The following is a 4,061-nucleotide window of genomic DNA, read 5'->3' as shown; positions in this document are numbered from 1 at the left end:
TACACCCCTGCACCAAACCTGCACCCCGCTCCACCCTTTTTCCACAGCCTGCCCGCCAATTCTCAATAATCATTTTTTATGATTGAGGCCACCAGTCACCAAGAACAAGGAGCCTCCCGTGCCAAACCAGCGTTTCTACCTCAAACTCGCCGTCATCGCCTTTTTGATCCTGCTGTTGCTGATCCCGCAAGCCTTCATGCTGGGGCTGGTGGGGGAGCGCGCCAGTTGGCGTGAGCAAGCCTACCAGAGCATCGGCCAGAGCTGGCCGGGGGCGCAGACCCTCGCCGGGCCGGTGCTGGCCGTGCCTTACCAGCGCACCTACAACACCCGCGAAACCGTCAAGGACAAGGACGGCAAGGAACGCGAAGTGCTGCGCGAAGCGACCGACGAAGACACCCTTTACCTGCTCCCCAGCCAGTTGGCTATCCGCAGCAAATTGCAAAGCTCGCTGCGCTACCGGGGCATTTACGCCGCGCCGGTCTACGCCAGCGCTTTGCAGGTTACGGGTGAATTCAACACCCAGCCGCTGTTTGACCTGCTGGCCAGCAACAAGGATGCGCAAATCCGCTGGAAAACGCCGCAACTGGCGGTGATGGTGCGCGACCAGCGCGGCGTCGCCAGCCCGCCCGCCTTGCAATGGGACGGCGCGCCGCTGGCCTTCCAGCCCGGCAACGGCCTGCCCGGCGGATCCAGCGCCGGGATGCACGCCAAACTGCCCGACATCGGCCTGACCCAGCCCGCCCGCCTGCCGTTCGCCTTCGAAATGGAATTGCGTGGGATGCGTTCGATGAATTTCGCCCTGCTGGCCGACAACAGCGACGTGCAACTCAGCGCCAACTGGCCGCATCCCAGCTTCAGCGGCGAATTGCTGCCGGAAACCCGCGATGTGACCGCCAGCGGCTTCAGCGCCCATTGGAAGGCGTCCGCGTTTTCCTACAACGTCAGCGGCGCGCTGGAGCAATGCGGCAAGGGCGAATGCGCCGGGCTGCTGGAGCGCGCGGTAGGCTTCGACCTGCTCCAGCCGGTGGATGTGTACCAGCAGTCGGAACGCAGCATCAAATACGCAGCGCTGTTCATCGTGCTGACGTTCGTGGCGCTGATCCTGTTTGAACTGCTGAAGAAACTGCGGGTGCATCCGGTGCAATACACCCTGGTGGGGATGGCGCTGCTGGTGTTCTACCTGCTGCTGATTTCACTGTCGGAACACATCGCCTTCCTGGGGGCATATGCGGCGGCGGCGCTGGCCAGCACCGGCCTGCTGACGCTGTATTTCGGCGCAATATTGCACAGCCGCAAGCTGGGGCTGCTGCTCGGCGCGGGGCTGGCGGGGCTGTACGCACTGCTGTACGTGATCCTGCAAGCGGAGGAAAACGCCCTGCTGATGGGCAGCGTGCTGCTGTTCGCCGTGCTGGCGGCGCTGATGCTGGCGACCCGCCATTTCGACTGGTATGCGCTGGCGGCAGGCAACGGGGCTACGCCTCCCCGTACAGCTTCCGGTACAGGCCATCCTGCGACAGCAGCTCCTGATGACTCCCCTGCTCACTGATGCGCCCATCCTCGAACACGAAAATGTGATCCGCCTGACGCACTGCGCTCAGGCGGTGCGCCACGATCAGGGTGGTGCGCCCTTGCAGGAATGCGCCCATGGCGGTGTGCAGTTTCTGTTCGGTTTCCATATCCAACGCCGAGGTGGCTTCATCCAGGATGACCACGCTCGGCTCGGACAAAATCATGCGCGCAATCGCCAGCCGCTGCCGCTGCCCGCCGGACAGGCGCATGCCCTGCCGCCCGACAATCGTCTCCAGCCCCTGCGGCTGCCCACGGATCACGTCTTCCAACTGGGCGATGCGCAGCGCCTCCCACAATTTTTCATCCGCCTGCCCGCGCCCCAGCGTCAGGTTGGCGCGAATGGTGTCGTTGAACAGCGCCGGGTGTTGCAGCACGGTGGCGACGTGTTCGCGCACCACATCCAGGCCGATTTCCGTCACCGGCGCGCCATCGAAATACAATTGCCCCTGCTGCGGCTGGTACAGGCCCAGCAGCACTTGCACGAAGGTGGACTTGCCACCGCCGCTGGCGCCAACCAATGCGATTTTCTGCCCGGCGCGGATGGTCAGGTTCACATCCTTCAGCACCGGCGACCTGCCGCCATAGGCGAAGGTGATGTTTTCGGCGCGCATGCTGACCGTGGCCTTGCCTGCAAACGGGTTGCAATGGTGGGGGTATTGCGGCTCCGGGCGCATCGACAGCAAGGTGTTGATGCGCTGCAAGGCCGCTTTGGCGCCATACCAGTTGTACTGGATCGCCAGGATTTCCTGCACCGGCCCCATCATGAACCACAGGTAGCTGAACACCCCCAGCATTTCGCCAATGCTGAGGTGGGAATACAGCACCATCAGCATGCTGACGGCGCGGAACACGTCAAAGCCGGAAATGAACACGGTGAACGACAACCGGCTGGCGGCGTCGCTGCGCCAGGCGAAACGTCCGGCGTGCTGCTTCACGTCGGCGGCGTGTTCCCCCACCCGCCCGAAAAAGCTGCTGGCGCGGTTGCTGGCGCGGATTTGCTGGATGGTGTCGAGGGTCTCGGTCAATGCCTGCTGGAACAGTTCAAACGCGCTGTTTTCCTGCTTTTTCAGCTCCTTGACGTATTTGCCCAGCTTGGTGGTGAGCAGGATCACCAGCGGGTTCAGCAGCAGGATGAACAACGCCAGTTGCCAGTGCAGCCACAGCAGCACAGCGGTGACGCCCACCAACGACAGCACCGCGACAATCAGCTTGCTGATGCTGGCGCCGAGAAAGGCATCGATGGTTTCCACATCCACCACCAGCCGCGAACTGACCGTGCCGCTGCCGAGGGTTTCGTATTCGGTCATGGAAATGGTTTCGATGTGCCGCAGCAGGCGGTGGCGGATGCGGTAGGTGAGATCCTTGCTGATCAGGGTGAATTCGCGGGTCTGCCACACCATCGCCACCAGCCACAGCAGGCGCAGCGCCATGGTCAGCAGGGTGATGCCGGTGATGTACAGCACCGGCCCATGCCACGCGGCGGGGAACAGGCTGTCCATCATGCCGGTCATCGCCGCAGGCTTGTGCAGCAGGACTTCATCGACCAGCAGGGGAATCAGCAGCGGAATCGGCACACTGATCAGCGCCGCCAGCACGGCGACGGCGTTGGCGGTGAGCAATTCCTTGCGGTGCGCAAGCGCCTGCCGGAACAGGTCTTGCCAAGTATATTCGGGGGTGCTCGTGTTCATGGCGCAATACTACCCGGAATCAAACGCTGCACCAAAAAGAAAGGCGCTGTATCAGCGCCTTTCCTGTGAGTGGTTATGGCAAGCAGATTAAGCTGCCTTTGTAAATTTTTTCGCCGTCGACAATTGCCATGATTGCCTAATCTCATTCAGGAAAATCAACCCGGTAAAAAAACCGTGCAACCGCTCCCGACTGCACGGATCAAGGCCAGGTGTTGAGGAATGCTTATTGTGTGATTGACTAGTGGTCAGTCATTTTCCTGGCATCTACTTGGTCATGCGTAGGCTCTGTGCTACCCACATCCAGACATAAGCCGCGTTAACGGGATTTTTGCAGCGTCACCTTGACCGGATTAGGCGTCAAATCCTTGTTTGCACCATTGGCAGCATCTACCCCCGCGCCAATGATGCCGCCAAAAAGCAGGTTTCCTGCCATACCTGCCGCTCCGTTATCAGAAACCTTGGGGGTTACTTGTACCGTTGCGGTCTTGTAACCCGGTTTCTGTACTGTCACCGTCAGGCTATCCTTGCGCTTGACCTTAAAGCTGGTCGGGGTTGTGCCTTTCATGCCGTTGGACAAGGTAACGGATGCCCCTGCCGGATCTGACTCCACTGCCAAATCCTGTTCCGCGCCCCGTGTGATGGTGGCGCAACCACTGGACAGCAGCATGACACTGCCAATCAAGGCGACTGTGAGTGTTTTGGTGTAACGGCTCATGGTTTGCTCCTTTATTTAAGCTGGTGAACTAATACTGTCTACACTCAGCCATACGCTGCAAACCTGCTAACGGGGTTAAATGTTCTATA

At 60.6% G+C, this 4,061-nt stretch carries 3 protein-coding genes; 1 reads left to right on the top strand and 2 read right to left on the bottom strand.

The window, feature by feature from the left end; genetic code table 11:
• Window positions 1–118: 118 nt before the first annotated feature.
• Window positions 119–1,546 (top strand): cell envelope integrity protein CreD, encoded by a 1,428-nt coding sequence (creD, locus tag VSS37_RS02650; protein ID WP_324693082.1) that lies wholly within the window; start codon window positions 119–121, stop codon window positions 1,544–1,546.
• On the opposite strand, the gene VSS37_RS02645 is transcribed toward creD, so the two are convergent.
• Together VSS37_RS02645 and VSS37_RS02640 are read right to left on the bottom strand one after the other, a co-directional pair.
• Window positions 1,473–3,257, bottom strand: coding sequence for an ABC transporter ATP-binding protein (locus VSS37_RS02645; RefSeq protein ID WP_324693081.1), 1,785 nt, complete (start codon window positions 3,255–3,257; stop codon window positions 1,473–1,475). The two genes, creD and VSS37_RS02645, sit on opposite strands and share 74 nt — an antisense overlap.
• 316 nt (window positions 3,258–3,573) lie before the next feature.
• Window positions 3,574–3,972 (bottom strand): PEGA domain-containing protein, encoded by a 399-nt coding sequence (locus VSS37_RS02640; protein ID WP_324693080.1) that lies wholly within the window; start codon window positions 3,970–3,972, stop codon window positions 3,574–3,576.
• Window positions 3,973–4,061: the final 89 nt, after the last annotated feature.

The sequence above is a fragment of the Candidatus Thiothrix phosphatis genome (assembly GCF_035668035.1).
Taxonomy (GTDB): Bacteria; Pseudomonadota; Gammaproteobacteria; order Thiotrichales; family Thiotrichaceae; genus Thiothrix; species Thiothrix phosphatis.
Note: the sequence above shows the minus strand (reverse complement) of the source record. Positions and strands in the feature narration are given on the sequence as shown.

Bases quoted from the DNA above. Each gene is read 5' to 3' on its own strand.
- VSS37_RS02645 (WP_324693081.1), bottom strand. From the start codon at position 3,257: ATGAACACGAGCACCCCCGAATATACTTGGCAAGACCTGTTCCGGCAG.
- VSS37_RS02640 (WP_324693080.1), bottom strand. From the start codon at position 3,972: ATGAGCCGTTACACCAAAACACTCACAGTCGCCTTGATTGGCAGTGTC.